The 16,876-nt window shown below is 65.5% G+C and carries 17 protein-coding genes and 1 riboswitch; of the genes, 11 read left to right on the top strand and 6 right to left on the bottom strand.

Annotated features, from left to right (window positions below; all coding sequences use genetic code 11):
* Positions 1-4 precede the first annotated feature (4 nt).
* From FFS30_RS01510 to hda, 3 genes are read left to right on the top strand one after another with little or no spacing between them, the layout of a single operon-like run.
* Positions 5-592 carry a CDP-alcohol phosphatidyltransferase family protein gene (locus FFS30_RS01510; RefSeq protein ID WP_137911347.1) on the top strand — a complete coding sequence of 196 codons (588 nt, stop codon included), beginning with the start codon at positions 5-7 and terminating at the stop codon, positions 590-592.
* On the top strand, positions 589-1,785 hold the full coding sequence (locus FFS30_RS01505; RefSeq protein ID WP_137911346.1) for an AI-2E family transporter: 1,197 nt from the start codon (positions 589-591) through the stop codon (positions 1,783-1,785). Before FFS30_RS01510 ends, FFS30_RS01505 begins: the two co-directional genes overlap by 4 nt.
* Positions 1,782-2,477, top strand: coding sequence for a DnaA regulatory inactivator Hda (gene hda / locus FFS30_RS01500; RefSeq protein WP_137911345.1), 696 nt, complete (start codon positions 1,782-1,784; stop codon positions 2,475-2,477). Before FFS30_RS01505 ends, hda begins: the two co-directional genes overlap by 4 nt.
* 890 nt (positions 2,478-3,367) lie before the next feature.
* Here the strand turns inward: hda and FFS30_RS01495 are convergent.
* On the bottom strand, positions 3,368-4,006 hold the full coding sequence (locus FFS30_RS01495; protein WP_249352259.1) for a nucleotidyltransferase family protein: 639 nt from the start codon (positions 4,004-4,006) through the stop codon (positions 3,368-3,370).
* Between the two features lie 26 nt (positions 4,007-4,032).
* Entirely contained in the window at positions 4,033-5,091 is a 1,059-nt protein-coding gene (locus tag FFS30_RS01490) for a phosphotransferase (protein ID WP_137911343.1), read from the bottom strand.
* A gap of 188 nt (positions 5,092-5,279) precedes the next feature.
* On the opposite strand from FFS30_RS01490, the gene FFS30_RS01485 reads away from it, so the two are divergent.
* On the top strand, positions 5,280-6,257 hold the full coding sequence (locus tag FFS30_RS01485) for a transporter (RefSeq protein ID WP_137911342.1): 978 nt from the start codon (positions 5,280-5,282) through the stop codon (positions 6,255-6,257).
* A gap of 183 nt (positions 6,258-6,440) precedes the next feature.
* Here the strand turns inward: FFS30_RS01485 and metE are convergent, their stop codons facing one another.
* Positions 6,441-8,714: a 5-methyltetrahydropteroyltriglutamate--homocysteine S-methyltransferase gene (metE, locus tag FFS30_RS01480; RefSeq protein WP_137911341.1), complete on the bottom strand. Its 2,274-nt coding sequence runs from the start codon at positions 8,712-8,714 to the stop codon at positions 6,441-6,443.
* A gap of 229 nt (positions 8,715-8,943) precedes the next feature.
* Positions 8,944-9,150: riboswitch (cobalamin riboswitch) on the bottom strand.
* Between the two features lie 278 nt (positions 9,151-9,428).
* Between metE and FFS30_RS01475 the strand changes: the two genes are divergently transcribed.
* The 4 genes from FFS30_RS01475 (at position 9,429) to FFS30_RS01460 (ending at position 13,029) form a co-directional block, all read left to right on the top strand.
* A complete protein-coding gene (locus tag FFS30_RS01475; protein ID WP_137911340.1) occupies positions 9,429-9,749 on the top strand; it encodes a hypothetical protein in 321 nt (106 codons plus the stop codon).
* 69 nt (positions 9,750-9,818) lie between these two features.
* Positions 9,819-10,223, top strand: coding sequence for a phage holin family protein (locus FFS30_RS01470; RefSeq protein WP_137911339.1), 405 nt, complete (start codon positions 9,819-9,821; stop codon positions 10,221-10,223).
* Complete coding sequence (locus FFS30_RS01465; protein WP_137911338.1) at positions 10,213-10,686, top strand: hypothetical protein; 474 nt, start codon at positions 10,213-10,215, stop codon at positions 10,684-10,686. Before FFS30_RS01470 ends, FFS30_RS01465 begins: the two co-directional genes overlap by 11 nt.
* 9 nt (positions 10,687-10,695) lie before the next feature.
* Positions 10,696-13,029: an AI-2E family transporter gene (locus FFS30_RS01460; protein WP_137911337.1), complete on the top strand. Its 2,334-nt coding sequence runs from the start codon at positions 10,696-10,698 to the stop codon at positions 13,027-13,029.
* A gap of 117 nt (positions 13,030-13,146) precedes the next feature.
* Here the strand turns inward: FFS30_RS01460 and FFS30_RS01455 are convergent, their stop codons facing one another.
* The 3 genes from FFS30_RS01455 to FFS30_RS01445 all read right to left on the bottom strand — a co-directional run bounded on the left by FFS30_RS01455 (position 13,147) and on the right by FFS30_RS01445 (position 14,720).
* On the bottom strand, positions 13,147-13,614 hold the full coding sequence (locus FFS30_RS01455) for a hypothetical protein (protein ID WP_137911336.1): 468 nt from the start codon (positions 13,612-13,614) through the stop codon (positions 13,147-13,149).
* Between the two features lie 390 nt (positions 13,615-14,004).
* A complete protein-coding gene (locus FFS30_RS01450) occupies positions 14,005-14,439 on the bottom strand; it encodes a PA2169 family four-helix-bundle protein (RefSeq protein WP_137911335.1) in 435 nt (144 codons plus the stop codon).
* The gene (locus tag FFS30_RS01445; RefSeq protein ID WP_137911334.1) at positions 14,427-14,720 is read right to left on the bottom strand and encodes a hypothetical protein; all 294 of its coding nucleotides are present in this window, start codon (positions 14,718-14,720) and stop codon (positions 14,427-14,429) included. The genes FFS30_RS01450 and FFS30_RS01445 overlap by 13 nt, the downstream gene beginning before the upstream one ends.
* A gap of 23 nt (positions 14,721-14,743) precedes the next feature.
* On the opposite strand from FFS30_RS01445, the gene FFS30_RS01440 reads away from it, so the two are divergent.
* The 3 genes from FFS30_RS01440 to FFS30_RS01430 all read left to right on the top strand — a co-directional run bounded on the left by FFS30_RS01440 (position 14,744) and on the right by FFS30_RS01430 (position 16,857).
* Entirely contained in the window at positions 14,744-15,100 is a 357-nt protein-coding gene (locus FFS30_RS01440) for a BON domain-containing protein (protein WP_137911333.1), read from the top strand.
* A 165-nt stretch (positions 15,101-15,265) separates the two neighbouring features.
* Positions 15,266-15,658 carry a hypothetical protein gene (locus FFS30_RS01435; protein ID WP_137911332.1) on the top strand — a complete coding sequence of 131 codons (393 nt, stop codon included), beginning with the start codon at positions 15,266-15,268 and terminating at the stop codon, positions 15,656-15,658.
* Positions 15,655-16,857, top strand: a complete 1,203-nt coding sequence (locus tag FFS30_RS01430) for a carboxylate-amine ligase (protein WP_137911331.1) — start codon at positions 15,655-15,657, stop codon at positions 16,855-16,857. Before FFS30_RS01435 ends, FFS30_RS01430 begins: the two co-directional genes overlap by 4 nt.
* The last annotated feature ends 19 nt before the right edge of the window (positions 16,858-16,876 follow it).

Below are 16,876 nucleotides of genomic sequence, written 5' to 3'. Positions count from 1 at the left end.
GCGCATGCCGCCTGCGTCGAACAGCTCTTCCCCCTGGCGACACCTGCCGAACGCGCTGACCCTGGCGCGCATTGCGCTCGTCGCGCCGCTGGTCTGGCTGATCGCCAACCATTACTTCAAAAGCGCGCTGCTCGTCGTTGCGATCGCTGGCGCAAGCGATGCGCTCGACGGCCTGCTTGCCAGGCGCTTCGGCTGGCGCAGTTGGCTCGGCGGCGTGCTCGATCCGCTCGCCGACAAGGTGTTGCTGATCGCCTGTTTCGTCTCGCTCGATCTCGCCGAGGTGATTCCCGACTGGCTCATGTGGCTCGTCGTCGGCCGCGATCTGATGATCGCCGCGGGCGCGACGGCCTATCATTTCCTCGTCGGCCGCGTCGTGCCGGAGCCGTCGCTGCTGTCGAAGATCACGACTTTCATCCAGATCGTCTGCGTCCTTGCCCTCCTGCTGAAGCTGAGCGGCGCGTTGCCGCTGCCGGACTCGGTCGATGAGACGCTGATCTGGCTCACTGCGCTGGCGACGGCCGCGAGCGGCGTGCATTACGTCGTCGTCTGGTCGCGCAAGGCGCTGCATACAAGGATAGGGGGGAACGCATGAATTCGACTTTCACTCTGCGCTGGCAAATGTTGGCGCTGTTCGTGCTGCTTTGCGCGGCGTTTTACTACCTGTCGCCGGTGCTGACGCCGTTTGCGATCGCGGCGATGTTCGCCTATCTGTTTGATCCGCTCGCCGATCTGCTCGAGCGCTGGAAGCTCTCGCGCACCACGGCCGTCAGCATCGTCTTCCTCGCCCTCAGCCTCGTGGTGACGCTGATTCTGCTGCTGGCGATTCCCTACCTCTCGCGCCAGGTCGCGGCCTTTATCGGCCATCTGCCGCAGTGGCTCGCGTGGATGCAGGACGTGGCGCTGCCGTGGCTGCACGAGCGCTTCGAGCTCGACTTCGAAATGCCCGACATGCAGAAGGTCATCACCGTGCTGCAGAGCCATTGGAAAGAGGCCGGTGGTATCGCGACGACGGTCGTGGCCGGCATCTCGAAGTCGGGCTTTGCCGTGATTTCCTGGATCACGCGCCTCGTCGTGATTCCGGTCGCGTTCTTCTACCTGCTGCGCGATTGGGACGTGATGATCCAGAAGATCCACGACCTGCTGCCGCGTTCGATCGAACCGACCGTCTCGCGCCTCGCGCGCGAAGCGGACGAGACGCTGTCGGCCTTCGTGCGCGGCCAGCTCTCGGTGATGATCGTGCTCGGCATCCTCTACGCGATCGGCCTGTGGGCGGTCGGCATCGACGTCGGTCCGCTGATCGGCCTCATCGCCGGATTGATCAGCTTCGTGCCGTACCTCGGCAGCATCACCGGCATCCTGATGGGCGTGATCGCTGCGCTCGTGCAGTACGGCGACGTCACCCACGTCTTGCTCGTCGTCACCGTCTTCGTGATCGGCCAGTTGATCGAAGGCTACGTGCTCGTGCCGCGCCTGGTCGGCGAAAAGATCGGCCTGCACCCGGTCGCAGTGATCTTCGCCGTGCTCGCCGGCGGCGAGATGTTCGGCTTCCTCGGCGTGCTGCTCGCGCTGCCGGTCGCTTCCGTGCTGATGGTGCTGCTGCGCTATGCCAATGAACGCTATCGCGCGAGCCAGTTGTATGCGCACGAGTCGCCCGAGGCGCCGGCGGATGCGCCTGCGGGGGTAGGCGAACCCATTGTGGTGGTGTCTTCTTCCCGGCAGGCCGCGGACCCCTCTTCGGTAGTGGTGCGGAAAGGAGACGCCGACAACGGGCCGCGCACGAAATGAAGCCTGACCAGTTGCCGCTGACGATGCGCTGGCCGCCGCAGCAGCGCTTCGAAACCTTCCTTGCCGGCGACAACGCCGCGGCGCTCGACCTGGTACGCCGTGCGGCGACCGATGCGGACGCATCCTGGGTTTTCGTCAGCGGCGCCGCGGCCGGAGGCAAGACGCATCTGCTGATCGCTGCCTGCGCTGCGGCGAGCGCGGGCGAAAGACGCGCACAATACCTATCGCTGCGCAGCCTGCGCGATCGCGCGCCCGATGCGATCCGCGCGCTCGGCGGCAGCGACCTGTTGGCCCTAGACGATCTCGATGCGATCGCCGGCGACCGCGAGGCCGAACATGCGTTGTTCGATCTGTACAATCGCTGCAAAGTGGAGAAGTGTACTTTGCTTTTCGCTGCATCGCGCACGCCCGCACAAATCGGCATTGGCCTGCCCGATCTCATTTCGCGCCTGTCGGCCTGCGCACAGGCGCCGCTCAAGCCATTGGACGACGAAGCGCGTCGCGAAGTATTGCGCGAGCGCGCATCTGCGCGCGGCATTGAACTCGACGACACCGCGCTCGATTGGCTGTTCGCGCGCACCGAGCGCGACCTTGGCAGTCTGACTGCGTTGCTCGATCGGCTCGATCGAGAGTCGCTTGCCGCGAAGCGGCGAGTGACGGTGCCGTTTTTGCGCAAATTGTTGGCAAGCTGACGGGGGGCTTTTCTTGCTCGTCATTCCTGCGGAAGCAGGAATCCAGCTCTTCTTTTGCTCGTCATTCCCGCGTGCTCTTAGCGGGAATCCAGTGACTTTAGCTTTTGCTTTTGTTGGTTAAGAGCAAAGCTTCCACTCGCCCTACGGGCGAGCGGGTCACTTTTCTTCAACAGCGAAGAAAAGTAACCAAAAGACGCCGCCCCAGAACATTGCGCCCTTCGGGCCTCCTGCCCGAAGGGTCCGCGTCAGCGGCCGGGTTCCGTTGACTGCACGTCCCCGTACAGGCAACGGAATCGGCGCGATCCATCGCGCCGACCCTACGGGCCTTTTCGTCCGCTGCCGCCGCAATGTAATGGGGACCCGGAAGAGCCGGAGCAGCGCGCATCGTGCGCGCCAGAGCAAAGCGAGAAGCAGGCTCTCCGTGCTCTGCTCTGCTTTGCTTTTGCTTTTTTGCTTTTGATCTCGGGTCCCCGTCAGCCGCGGCGAAGGCATGACGGAACCGCCCGCAAGGGGCGCGCGCAGGATGCGCGCGAGTTCGCGAATGGACAGGGATGTCCATCGAGCGAACCCCGGCATGGCCTCGCGAACCGCCGTAGGCGGCGCGGCTCCCGGGGTGTGTTCTCTTTGGTTACTTTCTCTTGCACAAGCAAGAGAAAGTGACCCGCTCGTCCGCGGGACGAGTGGAAGCCTTTGCTCTTAAACCAACAGAGCACAGAGCAAAGTCACTGGATTCCCGCTAAGAGCACGCGGGAATGACGAGCAAAAGAAGAGCCGGATTCCTGCTTTCGCAGGAATGACGAGCAAAAGAAGCAAAGCTGGGCGCGACGAATCGCCCCCTACGAAAGCGCGGGGTTCCAGCAAGAAACACCAATAACACCAAAAAACCGAATTCAGACGGAAAACACCGAACCCAAATCAGCCAACTGCGCGGGCGTACCAAGATTCCACCAACGCCCGTCGTAACGCTCACCGGTAAGTTTCCGCGCGCGCATCGCACGCTGATACATCGGCAACAGCTTGAATGCGCCCTCGGGTTGATCCGAAAGCAGGGCGGCGCGATAGAGACCGATATTGGCGAAGGTCAATCGCTCGCCCGCGTCGTCTTGGTTGAGGCGGTCACCATCGAGACAGAAATCGCCGCGTGGATGGAAATCGGGATTCGGCACCATGACGAGATGCGCCCACGCGTCGGGCGCCAGGGTATGTGGATCGGTCAGGCGCGCGTAGTCGTAGTCGGACCAGATATCGGCGCTGACTGCGATGAACGGCTCGTCGCCGAGCCAATGCAGCGCGCGGCGCATGCCGCCTCCGGTTTCGAGCGGAGTCGGGCCTTCGTACGAATAGCGAATGCGCAGGTTCCAGCGCGAGCCGTCGCCGAGTGCAGCCGGAAACTGTTCGGCGAGGTGCGAGGTGTTGATGACGACGTCGCTGATTCCCGCGAGCGCGAGTTTTTCCAGGTGGTGCTCGATCAGCGTCTTGCCGCCAACTTCGAGCAACGGTTTCGGCGTCGTGTCGGTCAGCGGCCGCATGCGTTCGCCGCGGCCGGCGGCGAAGATCAGCGCTCGACAGGCCACGTTGCTTTTTCCTTGGGCAGCGGTTCGGTGATGTCGCGGTCGGCGACAGCGCGCTCGATCAGCGCAGCGAAGGCTTCGAGTTCCGGGTAGCGTCGCGACACGCCGAGCACGTAGTCGAGGACGAGCGGCAGGTCGCTGAGGTACGCCGCCTTGCCGTCGCGGTAATTGAGCCGGCAGAACAAGCCGAGCACCTTGATGTGCCGCTGCAGGCCGGTCAGGTCGAACCAGCGGCGGAATTGTTCGGCGCCCGCGTCGACCGCGCCGGCGTCGATCAGGCGCAGACGGTGCCGTTCGACCCAGGCGTCGACCCGCTCGCCCGGCCAGGCGATGTAGCAATCGCGCAGCAGCGAAGCGAGGTCGTAGGTGATCGGCCCGAGCAGCGCACCCTGAAAATCGATGATCCCGGGGTTCGCGAGCGCCGTATCGGCAGCGCCCGGTTCGCCGTTGCCGACGATCATCAAGTTGCGGCTGTGGAAGTCGCGGTGCATGAAACTCTGCGGCTGCGCGCGCACGTTGCGCGTGAGGAGCGCGATTGCCGCATCGATGACGCCGCGCTCTTCGCCCGTGAGGGCGTAGCCCAGATGGCGCATAAGGAACCACGGCGCCATCAGCTCGAGTTCCATGGTGACGAAGGCGTCGTCGAACGCGGACAGGCCCTGTGCGGAGACGCGCGTCTGCATCGTCAGCAGGGCGTCGAACGCGTCGGCGTAGAGCGCATCGACCGTGACCGTGTTCAACTCGGGCAGGTAGGTGCGCGTGCCGAGGTCTTCCATCAGGATGAAACCGGCCGCCGGATCGACCGCGTGCACCTCGGGCGTATGCAGCGCGGCGGCGTGCAGCCGCGCGCCGATGTCGAGCCACGGCGCGATGTTTTCCTTGTCGGGCGGCGCGTCCATGACGACCCAGGTTTTATCGTCCGCGTCGACGCGCCAATAGCTGCGGAAGCTCGCGTCGGCGGAGGCCGGGGCGAGGCTGAAACGGGTATGCGGAAATTGCGCGGCGACGAAGCGCTGCAGTTCGGTGTGGCGGGGCGAATTCATGGCGGCGCAGTGTAGCGGCGGCGCGCCGCCGATGCACGGCTGCCATCGCGTTCCACCGTCGCCGCTGCGGTATCGTCGGTGCGCCCCGTCGCAAGCCGAAGTGGCCCCAGGGACATCGCGCGCAGTGAGCCTGTTTCTGCGCCACGCCGGGGTCTAGCTTATCGGCTTCATCGCATGGGGCCGTCGTCGTGGCGCTGATTTCCATTGCTTTGCAAGCCATCGTTCTTGCCGCCGTCCTGGCGAGCGTGCCCGCTGTCGCTCAGGAGACGGCCGGTCCGGCGGAAGGCGCCGCGCCGGTCCAGCGCCAGTCGCTCGACGAGGCGTGGTGGACCGGGCCGATGCTCGCCGCCGCGGCCGGGACGCTGCCGCAGGGACATTTCCTCGTCGAGCCGTATCTCTACGACGTGAGATCGCCGCATGCGGACGGCTTCGGCTCGCTGACTTATATCAACTACGGCCTGACCGACCGTCTGACCGTCGGCATGATTCCCACATTCGGCTACAACCGCGTCGGCGGCGGCGCGGACTCCTTGCACATCGGCGTCGGCGACGTCAGCGTGCAGGCGCAGTGGCGCCTAACCCAGTTCGATCCCGACGGCTGGCTGCCGACGATGTCGATCAACCTGCAGGAGTCCCTACCGACCGGCAAGTACGACCGCCTCGGCGACCGTCCCGCCGACGGTCTCGGCAGCGGTTCGCGCTCGACCACGCTCGGCCTGTACATGCAGACGTATTTCTGGATGCCGAACGGGCGCGTTCTGCGCACGCGGCTGAATTTTTCGTACGCCTATGCGCAGGATGCGAGCGTCGCCGACGTCAGTGTGTACGGCACGGCGCAGGGCTTTCGCGGCACGGCGAAGCCGGGCGACGTGCAGACCGCCGATCTCGCCTTCGAATACAGCCTGACGCAGAACTGGGTACTCGCTGCGGATCTGCTCTATCGTCACGCGCAAAGCACGCGCGTGGTCGGCCGTTCGTCGCCGGCCGCGCCGGCAGATGACGTGAATGTCGACAGCGGGCCGCGCACGTCGTTCGCGATCGCGCCGGCGGTCGAATACAACTGGAACGCGAACATCGGCCTGCTGCTCGGGATGCGCGTGATTCCGCGCACCCGCAACGATGCCGCAACGGTGACGCCGGCGCTGGCGCTAAATATGGTGTTTTGATTTTGCCGCGAAACAGGCAGTCGTAGAGGCGCACTTTCCCGCCTCGCGCACGAAAAGACGTCGATTCGTGCGCGCGCCTCATGCGAGTGGAAATGCATTCGAGTCGCACCCGGCTTTTCGGCAATGGAACCGAGAGCCGGGTGCGATGAGTCGAACCCCTACGAAAACACGTGGTTCGCTGCCTCAGGCTTCCTGACGCAACGCCTTCGCTGCGGCGACCATTGCGCCGAGCGCGGCCTTCACTTCGGGCCAGCCGCGCGTCTTCAGGCCGCAGTCCGGATTGACCCAGAGCTGTTCGGGCTTGAGCCGCGCCTGCGCCTTGCGCAGCAGGCCGAGCATGTCGTCGTACTCGGGCACGCGCGGCGAGTGGATGTCGTACACGCCGGGGCCGATGCCGCTCGGATAGCGGAAGCGCGTGAACGCTTCGAGCAGTTCCATGCGCGAGCGCGAAGTTTCGATCGAGATCACGTCGGCATCGAGCGCCGCGACCGCATCGATGATGTCGTTGAACTCGGCGTAGCACATGTGCGTGTGGATCTGCGTCTCGTCGCGCACGCCGGCCGCGGCGACGCGGAAGCAGGCGACCGCCCAGGCGAGGTAGGCGTCCCAGTCGCGGCGGCGCAGCGGCAGGCCCTCGCGCAGCGCAGGCTCGTCGATCTGGATCACGCGGATGCCGGCGGTTTCGAGGTCGACGACTTCGTCGCGCAGCGCCAGCGCGATCTGGCGGCAGGTGTCGGCGCGCGGCTGATCGTCGCGCACGAACGACCATTGCAGGATCGTCACCGGCCCGGTGAGCATGCCCTTCATCACGCGCTGGGTCAGCGATTGCGCATAGCGCGACCACGCTACCGTCATCGGCTGCGGACGCGAAACATCGCCGTAGATGATCGGCGGCTTGACGCAGCGCGAGCCGTAGCTCTGCACCCAGCCCTGCTTGGTGAAGGCGAAACCGTCGAGCTGCTCGCCGAAGTATTCGACCATGTCGTTGCGCTCGAACTCGCCGTGCACGAGCACGTCGATATCGAGTTCTTCCTGGATGCGCACCGTCTGCGCGGTTTCGTTTTCGAGGAAGGTCCGATACTCGGCGTCGCTCAACTTGCCCGCGCGGTGCGAGGCGCGCGCGTGGCGCACTTCGGCGGTCTGCGGGAACGAGCCGATCGTCGTGGTCGGGTAGGCCGGCAGGCCAAGCGCCTGCGCTTGCTTGAGCCGGCGCGCTTCGTAGTCCGACTGGCGCTGTTCGAGCTGCGCCGTGGTCTGCTTGACGCGCTCACGCACGGCCGCATTGACGGTGAGCTTGGACGCGCGCCGCGACTTCTGCAGTTCGCGCGAGGCGGCGATGGCGGCGAGCGCCGCTTCCTTGCCTTCGGCGGCATCGGCGAGCGTGCGCAGCTCGGCGACTTTCTCGCGTGCGAACGCGAGCCACGGATGGATTTCGAGTGCGGCCTCCGGGCTCGCGTCGATCGGCACGTGCAGCAGCGAGCACGACGGCGCGATCTGCAGGCGATGCGCGCTGATCGCGGCGCGCGCGCGCTTGATCAGACCGAGCGCCGCGTGCAGATCGGTGCGCCAGATATTGCGCCCGTCGACGACGCCAAGCGAAAGCACGCGGTCGTCCGGCAGATGGTCGAGCACGGCGTCGAGCAACTGCGGCGCGCGCACGAGATCAATATGCAATCCATGCGCGGGCAACGAGAGGGCGAGGTCGAGATTTTCGTCGAGCCCGGAGAAATACGTCGCGAGGAGTAGCTTCGGCGTACGTGCCTCTGCGAGCGTGGCATAGGCATAGCGGAACGCATGCCGGGCGGCGTCACACAAATCGAGCGCGAGCAGCGGTTCGTCGAGCTGCACCCAGTCGGCGCCCGCGTCGGCGAGCTTGCCGAGCAGTTCCGCGTAGACCGGCACGAGCTTGTCGAGCAGGGCGAGACGGTCGCTGCCGTCGACCGTCTTCGACAGCAGGAGGAACGAAACCGGACCGAGCAGCACCGGCCGCGCGGTATGGCCGAGCGCGCGCGCTTCGAGGAATTCGGCGATCGGCTTGTCGCCGCGCAGGGTGAAAACCTGGTCGCGCGTCAGCTCGGGCACGAGATAGTGATAGTTGGTGTCGAACCATTTGGTCATTTCAAGCGCACGCAGATCGCGGCCGCCGGCCTTGTAGCCGCGCGCCGTGGCGAAGTAGCCCGCGAGCGGATCGTTCTGCGCGAGTTCGAGATATTCCTGCGGCACCGCGCCGAACAGCCAGGCAGTGTCGAGGACGTGATCGTAGAGCGTGAAGTCGTTGACCGGAACGACGTCGGCGCCGGCATCGCGCTGCAACTGCCAGTGGCGCTGGCGCAGTTCGCGTGCGGTCTCGCGCAGCGCGTCGGCGTCGATCGCGCCTTTCCAGTAGTTTTCCAGTGCGGTCTTCAATTCGCGCTTGCGGCCGATGCGCGGAAAACCTAGGTTGGTGACAAGTGACATGTAAATTCCTCGTGCGTAATGGACACTGAGGAACGAAAGCAGGCGTTGCGACAGAGCAAACCGCCGCGCGGCGGGAGCCTCACGGAGAATGGTGCGCAGCGTCGACCCTCGCCCCCGCGGGCGAACCGGACCGATAACGAGGAGTCAAGGCGATGCGGCGACCGCCGCAAAGGGCGGGTGCGCGTTCGCCCGTGACTTTCCCGCGAAAGCTCCGAGTCGGTTCGAAAGGTTTGATCCTTCCGGCAAAGGCAGGTCTTCGGGCTCGTGGACGCGGGGCCGGTGACGGACCCTCCTACTTTCGCCGCTTCCCGGATCGATCGATCCAGTGCCTATGGCGATTTCGTTTCCACATACCGCTGCGGGGCAGCTCCGGATTCGCACCGGATTCCCTTTTCAGCCGGGGCGTTACTCCGGCACCTCTAACGTATGGAAGTCTAGACGTCCAAATATCCAGCGTCAACGTGCTTGTCTCGCCGGCGTGAGCGCGGCGGCCGGAAAAAACCGCACTCCGGTCGCATGAATGGGCGCCGTCCGCAGGCGGGCAAAAACTGTACTTTGCGCACCGCTTTTTGCCATTATCGGCGCAGGGTTGTAGCAAATGCTCGGTAATCGGCGGCGAGGCGGGTCCGTCCCGCGCCAGTCGTCGCCGCAGCCAGGCGAACCAGGCCGGTTTGCTCGCACGTCGAGCGCCCGCCGTCCAAAGGAGTGCCGCTCATGTCATCAGACCCATCCGACGAGACTCTAGAAGAACGTACCGCTCAGACGGGCGACGACGTCAACGCGGACGAAACCGTGCGCAAAACGACTACTCGCCGCAGCCGCAAGCCGACCCGTGCGAAATCTGCGCACAAGAGCACCAGCGCGCGCAGCGAACCGCCGCCCGAGGACGACGCGGGCGAAGGCTTCCGCGAACATGCGGCCGACGTGCTCGCCGCGACGCGCGAGCGCATCGTGGAAAAACCGCTGCAGGCGGTGCTCGTTGCCGCAGCGGCCGGGGCGTTCGTCGCCCTGCTGCTCGGAGCGGGCAGGCGCTGAAGTGCGCATGCTCGCGCCACGATTCCTCATCGAGCGTGCGCCATGTTGGCGTAAGCGGAGCCGCGCGCCATGATCCGCTTCCTGCTCACCCTGGCGCGGCACGTCGATCTGATCGGCGAGCACGCGCTCGGCTACGCGGAGCTGATCCGCGCCGAACTGTCCGTATCGCTGCGCTCCTGGGTCTGGCGTGCCGTCGCCTTCGCGCTTGCGGCGCTGTTCGTGCTGACCGGACTGCTGAGCAGCGCGGTCGTGCTGACCATGTGGTCGAACGGCATCGATGTCGCGAGCTGGCGCGCGTGGATCGTGCCGCTGGTATGTCTGCTCGTCGCCGCCGGCAGCCTCGTCGCCGCGCTGCGCCTGCGGCCGCCGCCGATGTCGGAGGCGCTGACCGAACAACTGCAGCGCGATCTCGATCTGCTGCGCCAGGCCGGTCCGCCGGCGCGCGAGCCTGCGGAGGCCGCCGATGAACGATGAAGTCGCCGCCGCGGTGCGCTCGCTGGAAAACAGCCGCGCGGCGCTGGCCGGCGCGCTGGCAAGCGGCTCGCGCAAGGGCAAGCGCCGCGGTGCGGCGGCCGACAGTCTGTGGGGCGGCATGTTGTGGGACGACGCCGCGGCGGCGGCGAAGAACGGCTGGGAGCGCAGTTCGCTGCATTCGGGATTGGAGCTTGCGCGGCCCGCGGTCGAGGACGCCGTGCGGCGGCAGCCGTGGACCGCGGTGACCGTCGCCGCGCTGTGCGGCGCCGTCGCGATCTGGGTCGTGTCGGCGCGGCGGCGCTGGATTCTTTCCGCGGCCGGATTGTGGTGGCGCACGGCCGGCGCGACCATGCTCGCTTCGGTGGCAATCAGGCTGTACGAACAATTCGTCGCCGCACCTGCCGCGCCGCGCGACGTGGCCGACGCTGCGCCGCCCGCCGCGGCCGACGAGTCGGGAGGCTGAGGGCAGGGCATGGCGCCCGCCGAACCCAGTCGAGTGGACGTGCGCAGGGCGCGCGACGCTGCCGTTGCGGACAATCCGCAGGCCGTCGCCGAAGCGCTGACGCGCATCTGGGCGCTCGCCCTCGTCGTGGCGATCTTCGCCATGCTCTATTTCGGCCGCGAAGTGTTCGTGCCGCTCGCGCTGTCGGCGCTGTTCGCGTTCATGCTCGAACCTTTGATTGCTTGGCTTGCGCGCTGGATCGGGCGCACGGTCGCGGCGGTGCTGGTGCTGATCGTCGTGCTCGCTGCGCTGGTCGAACTCGGCGTCGTTCTCTCGCGGCAGTTGCAGGATCTGGCGAATCAATTGCCGGCCTATCGCGGCAATCTCGCCGCGAAGATCCGCGATGTCGTGCCGACGAACAACGGCGTGCTCGCCAAGCTCACCCATCTTTCCGAAGACCTGCAGAAAACCGCCGAACAGGCGGCGCCCGACAAGGGCGCCGCAGCTGCGCGCGGGCCGCTCGACGTGCGCGTCGTCGACACGGTGAAGAAGACCCCGTTCGACGCGCTAGAAGCCTATGCCGAACCGCTTATGGGGTCGCTCGGCACGAGCTTTCTCGTCATCCTTCTCGTCGTGTTCATGGCGATCAAGGCCGACGATCTGCAGGAACGCTTTATCCGCCTTGTCGGCCACGGCCGCATCGGCGTGACCGCGCGCGCGATCGACGACGGTTCGTCGCGCATCCGCCGCTATCTGAGCATGCAGCTGGTGACGAACCTGCTTTACGGCGCGGCGCTTGCCGCGGGGCTGCATTTCATCGGCGTGCCGAACGCGCTGCTCTGGGGCGGTCTCGCCACGGTGCTGCGCTTCGTGCCCTATGTCGGTCCGTGGATCGCCGCGGTGCCGCCGTTGCTGCTGTCGCTCGCGGTGTCGCCGTCGTGGATGGGCCCGCTGCTGACCCTCGGCCTGTTCCTCGCCTTGGAATTGGTGACGAGCAACGTGCTCGAACCGTGGCTGTACGGAGCGAGCACGGGCGTGTCGTCGTTCGCTCTGATCATCGCCGCGGTGTTCTGGACCACGCTGTGGGGGCCGATCGGGCTGCTGCTGTCGACGCCGCTGACGGTCTGTCTCGTTGTGCTTGGGCGGCATATACCGAGCCTTGCCTTCCTCAGCGTGATGCTCGGTGAGGACGACGCGCTGTCGCCGCCCGAACAGATGTACCGGCGCCTGTTGCGCCAGCGCGCCGTATCGAGCGGATACGAGGCCGCGGGGAATTTCGTCGGCGCCAATTCGCTCGTGCAGTTTTACGATCAAGTGTTGCTGCCGGTCGTGCGCACCTACGAGCGCGACTACGCCGACGCGCGCCTGCAGGCGGAGCAGCGCGACGCGGTGGCGAAGTCGGTGCGCGACATGATCGACGAGGTCGAGTCCGAGAGCGAGTACGACGGCGCGGTCGAGTTGCCCGCGCAGCCGTGTCGCGTGATCGTGCTGCCCGCGCGTGCGGAACGCGACCTGCTCGCCGGGCTTATGCTGGTCAAGGCGCTGCGCCTGGAGCGCTTCGACGCGCACGCCGTGACCAGCCGCGCCGACGTGCGCCGCCTGCTCGAAGAACTCGGCGAGCAACGCGTGGACATCGTCTTCGTCTCGGCGACGCCGCCGACGACGCCTGATCAGGCGGCGAAGATGTGCGGGCGGGTGAAATTGGCCGCGCCCGAACAGCGCATGGCCCTGGGCCTGTGGGAAGAGTCGGGCGACGCGCAGGATACGCCGGCGCGCGAGGAAATAGCCGGCGTCGATGCGGTCGTCGCGACCATCGGCGAAGCCGTGGCGATGTGCGAAGGCTACATGATGAACAACGAAGCGTTCGTCGCCGAGGCCGCGATACCGGAGCAGGAAGACGAACGCCTGGCCGCGCTCGACCGGTTCGGCATCGCCGATCGCGACACCCTGTCCGAACTCGACGGCTTGACCACGGAGGTCGCAAAGTACTTCGCCGTGCCGACCGCCTTCGTCTCGCTGATCCATCGCGATCGGCAGACGATCAAGTCCGGTTTCGGCCTGCCGCCCGAACTGGCGAAAGCGAAGAGCGTGGCGCGCGGCAAGTCGATCTGCAGCCACGTCGTCGCCAAGAACGGCATCGAAGTGGTCGAGGACTTGATGCGCGACCGGCGCTTCGCCGGCAATCCGCTATTGCGCGAGGGCGGCCTGCGTTTTTACGCCGGTGCGCCGCTGCACGCACCCGACGGCCAGCCGATCGGCACGCTGTGCGTGCTCGACACGGTGCCGCGCGTGTTCACCAAGAAACAGCGCGACAGGCTGGTCGACTATGCGGGACGTGCTTCCGCACGCCTCGCGAAAAGCTGAGCGCCGACTCGGTCCCTCTGTCGGCGCGTCCAACTCGATCCGGATACAACCGAGACGCTTGCCCGGCCGTGACGTTTGCGTTCGAGCGGCTCGATCTTATTCAGAATCCTTGCTGGTCTACGGATGAACCATCCGCGTTTTCGCCTTGGCTGAATCGACCGCAGAATCGTAAGTCGACTTCGCCAGATCGCGGCAGGCCTTGTTCGCATCGCCCACGCGATCCTCGCAACGCGCGAGCGCGACGTTGTAGGCCTGTTCGGCTTTGGCCTTGTCCAAATCGAACTGGGCGTCGGCGAGGCGTGCTGCGGGATCGGTGGTGACCAGCGCCGTGCTCGGCGGTGCGTCGACGCTGACCGGCGGCGCCGGCGTCGCGGTGCCGCCCGCATCCGCATTCACCGGCGTAGCATTCGCTTCCATTTTTGCGCGTTCGAATTTCTCTTGCGCGACGGCGATCTTTTCCTGCCCTTCGGTCTGGGCCTTGGTGACGTCGGCCTGGACCTTGGCCGGGTCCGCGCCCTGTTTGGCGCAGGCCGTCAGGGCCAGCGCGCCGGCAAAGACGATGAGCATCGGTCTGATGGATTTCATGCTGCGTACTCCTCGATATTGAATGGCCGATCTAAACGGCCTGCGCCGTCTCTTCCTGTCGCTTCGGCTGTGCCGTGTCCGCGCAGGAGGAATGTCTGCACCCGCAGCTTTCCTCTCCCACGGGCGCCGGCATGGAGGCCGCGGCTTCGCAATATGCGCCGCAATAGGCCCTGCCGGGTTCCACCGTGCAGGCGCAGGGTTTGTGGGAACACTTTTCCTTGGCTTGATCGATGATCATGTCGGTCTCCTCGTGAAGGGCAACGAGCGATCGGTGCGCCGCGATGCGCAGTTCCGCTCCTTCGCTTCGGTGTGCGAGGGCTTCGCGCGCGTTGCCTTGGATGACGTGCATCCCGCATTTTCGGCGGGATGGAAATCGCGCTCGCGCCGGAGTTATGCGGCCTTGGCGCGCTTCAGATTGCTCATCTGCGCATGGCCGCGGGTCACGGCGGCAAGATGCTTCTGCGCAATCGCGCGTACCTTCGCATCATCGGAATTGACGATGGCGCTGCCGAACACATGCAGGATGCGGTCTTCGCTTTCTTCGAGCGCGGCGATAAAGGTGTAGTCCTTGTCCGAACTCAGCGCCGCGCGCGTCTCGGCATAGAGAATGCGCAGCCTGCCGGAGAAGCTGCCGTGCTGCGCAGGTTTCTGCTGCTCGTGAACCGCTTCGGTCTTGAGATCGTTCGCTATGGTTTCTTTCGTCTTGGCCAAATCTCCGAACAGCGCCTTGAGATCGGCACGGCTCACTTTGTCGGCGGCCTCGGCGTAGAACTTGCGGCCGTCTTCCAGTGCTTCGATCATTTCATTCAACGTTACGATGTCCATGTTCGCTCCTCGTCAATATTTGCAATAACACCTGTCGCGACAGGCAGGCAGATAAAGCAATTCCAGATTCGTGCCAGTTTTGCGATCGGCGCGAACGCAGCGATAAACGGCGCTTTGTCGATAGCCGCTCTCGCAATCTGCACGGTCACACCGATGTCGACGTGCAATTCGCACGGATCGGTCGCGCCGTCGCGCCGTGACCCGCAGAAACGGCGCGCTGCGCCCTCTTGGCACGGGAATTGTTTGGCTATGTCTGCGGGCCGCTTGATCGAAGCGCCCATCGACGACCAACGAGGAGGACTTTATGAACAAGCCATCGACAAACCGATTCCATACTGCGCTGGCGTGCACGGCGCTCGGCTTGTCCCTGTGCGTCGGCGGCATGGCCGTGGCGCAGACTGCGAGTCCACCGGCGGCATCGGCCGACGTCGAGTCCAAGCAGCCCGGCACCGACGCGATCATCACCGGCAAGGTGAAGGCCGAACTCACCTCGACGGAGGGCATTCCGTCGAACCAGATCGAAGTCAACACGCAGGACGGCACGGTCAGCCTGACCGGCCTGCTCGACAACAAGGATCAGGTGCGCAAAGCGGTCGCCGCGGCCAAGTCGGTCAGAGGCGTTCACGAAGTGAACTCGACCGGATTGCGTTCGAAGGAATAAGGCAGTCGATCGTGTAGGCGCCGCGATTTACGCGTCCACGCGTCGAAGACGATGCGGTCGCATTCCACTGCGCCGCATCGTGCGTCGATGACTGAGTTCGAAGCTGTGAGTAACCGCTCGGTTCTAAGCTTCGATTCTTCAACCGCAATTGTCGGGAGTAGGCCAATGGCTCAGGAGATCGTGATGCGCGTATCCGCCGGGAAAGAAAGCCCTGAAGCCATCGTGCACAATCGCATTCCGGCCGGTATCGTGGCAACGGCGATCGGCCTGCTCGCCGATTTTCTCGTGCTGCGCGACGGTCAAACGAAGGTCGATCTCGTCGAATTCATCGACTGGCTGCACAGCCACGATCATCCCGAACTTGGCCGGCGCATCGAATCCGATCCGTCCCTGCACGCCGCGTTTCAGGCTGCTTTCGACGAGGGCCACGGTCATCTTGCCACGCGTCTCGAATTTCTCGACGAGGGCCTGATTCTGGTGTGCGGAACGGACGGAGCCCTGGCGCGCATCGCGCAGACGCTGCGGCCCGATCTCGCGGTCAAGGTGCATAGCCGATGACGGTGCAGACCGTCCGCCCGGTCGCGGATTTGCTTCCCGCCGAAGCGCTGACTTTCGGCATCGAGGAAGAATTCTTTCTCGTCGACCTGCGCACCGGCCGTGCGCCGACGCGCGTGCCGAAGGCGTTCGTCAAAACCTGCCAGCGGCGGCTCGGCGAGGCAGTGAAGTTCGAGATGCTGCAGTCGCAAGTCGAACTGGTCTCGCCGGTCTTCACCGATTCGCAGACCGCGTTGCAGACGATGACCTCATTGCGTGCACAGCTCGCCGAGATCGCCGAGGCGATGCAGTTCGGCATCATCGCCTGCGGTTCGCATCCGCTCGCGCATTGGTATCAGCAGGCGCATACCGAGAAGCCGCGCTACCGGCGCATCGCCGAGGAGTACCAGATCGTCGGCGCGCGCGATCTGCTCTGCGGTTTGCACGTGCATGTCGCGGTGCCCGAGGGCGACCGCGTGCGGCTGATGAACCGACTGATGCCGTGGCTGCCGCTGTTTCTCGCCTTGTCGACCTCGTCGCCGTTCTGGAATCTGCGCCGCACCGGGCTCTATGCCTACCGTCAATCGGTCTACGCCGAATGGCCGCGCGCGGGCATCCCGGATTTTTTTGAAGACGACGCCGACTACGAGCGTTTCATCGCGATCCTGCAGCGCGCCGGCAGCATCGAAGACGGCAGCGAGTTGTGGTGGGCGCTGCGGCCGTCGCCGCGCTATCCGACGATCGAGCTGCGCATCGCCGACAGTTGCACGCGCGTGGAGGATACGATCGCGCTGGCGATCCTGTTCCGCTGCCTCGTCAGCGCGCATCTGCGCCTGCCGCAGCTCGGCGCAAGCCGCAGTTCCGCGACGCGCCGGTTGATCGAGGAGAATCGCTGGCGGGCCGAGCGCCACGGCATCGAGGCGCAGTTTATCGACGAGGCCGGCGATCGAACGATTGCGGTCGCCGAACTCGTCGACAGGGCGCTCGATCTGACCGCGCCCGATGCGCGGATTCTCGATCCGTACGACGCGATGCGCACTCTGCGCACGATCCTCGTGCGCGGCACGAGTGCGCACGAACAACTGCAGGTCTATGACGTGGCGCGGAGCGGCGGGGCGAACCATCGCGAAGCGCTGCGAGCGGTCGTGTTCCGGTTGCTAGAGGCGACCGATCCGGCTCGTTCACCACACGCCGTGCTTGGAACGATGCCGAAAGCGGGATAGAAAAATCGGCACGCGACTT

It is taken from the genome of Rudaea sp. 3F27F6 (assembly GCF_005503555.1).
In the GTDB taxonomy this organism is placed as follows: domain Bacteria; phylum Pseudomonadota; class Gammaproteobacteria; order Xanthomonadales; family Rhodanobacteraceae; genus Rudaea.
The sequence above is the reverse complement of the archived record's forward strand: the minus strand, read 5'-3'. Positions and strand labels throughout refer to the sequence as shown.